This is a genomic window from Streptomyces sp. NPDC013187, assembly GCF_042899705.1.
Lineage (GTDB): Bacteria > Actinomycetota > Actinomycetes > Streptomycetales > Streptomycetaceae > Streptomyces > Streptomyces hawaiiensis_A.
Window position 1 is genome coordinate 1 of record NZ_JBIBAF010000053.1, and the last position, 1,063, is coordinate 1,063.

1 protein-coding gene is annotated in these 1,063 nt (G+C 68.5%); it reads right to left on the reverse strand.

What is annotated here, in order from left to right; genetic code table 11:
- Window positions 1-1,063, reverse strand: a 1,063-nt coding sequence (locus ACFY5B_RS39470; protein WP_389980088.1) for an acyltransferase domain-containing protein, incomplete at both ends; no start/stop codon positions are given.

Consider the following 1,063-nt stretch of genomic DNA (forward strand, 5'->3'; position numbering starts at 1 on the left):
CCCCACCCGCCAACCGCTCCTCCACCTCGGCACGCGAAAGACGCACCGAAGCAATCCCCCCACCCGACAAAACCTCCTCCACCACCCGCGACCGGGACACCACCGCCCGCGCCCCGTCCTCCAACGACAAACCACCCGCCACCACCGCAGCAGCGATCTCCCCCTGCGAATGCCCCACCACCGCATCCGGCACCACACCCAACGACCGCCACAACTCCGCCAGCGACACCATCACCGCAAACGAAACCGGCTGCGCCACATCCTCACGCTCCAACGACACAGCACCCGGCACCTGAGCGATCACATCCGACAACCGCCAGTCCACCAACCCCGCGAACGCCGCCTCACACCGCGCCATCGACTCCGCGAACACAGCCGACTCAGCCCACAACCGCGCCGCCATCCCCGACCACTTCGTCCCCGCACCCGGAAACACAAACACCGACCGGCCACCCTCGACCGACACCACACCCGACACCACCAGAGGCGACAGCACATCACCCGCCAGCGCATCCAGACCCGCACTCAGCTCCACCGCATCCTCGGCCAGCACCACAGCCCGGTGCTCGAACACCGACCGCGACACCACCGACGACAACCCCACATCCACCAACCGCCCAGACCCCGCCACACCCCCAACCCGGCCCGCCAACTCACGCACCACACCCACAGAACGCCCCGACACCACCACCGGCGTCACAGCCAACGGCTCACCAGCCCCCAGCTCCCCGTCCTCCGAGACCGGCGCCTCCTCCAACACCACATGCGCGTTCGTCCCACTGAGCCCGAAGGACGACACCGCGGCCCTGCGGGGACGCCCCGCCTCGGGCCACGGCTCCTGCTCCGTCAGCAGGGACACCGCCCCCGCCGACCAGTCCACATGCGGAGAGGCCTCATCCACATGCAGCGTCTTCGGCAGGACTCCGTGCCGCATCGCCATGACCATCTTGATCACACCAGCCACACCGGCAGCGGCCTGCGTATGACCCACATTCGACTTCAGCGAACCAAGCCACAAAGGACGCCCCGCATCCCGCTGCCCATACGTCGCCAGCAACGCCTG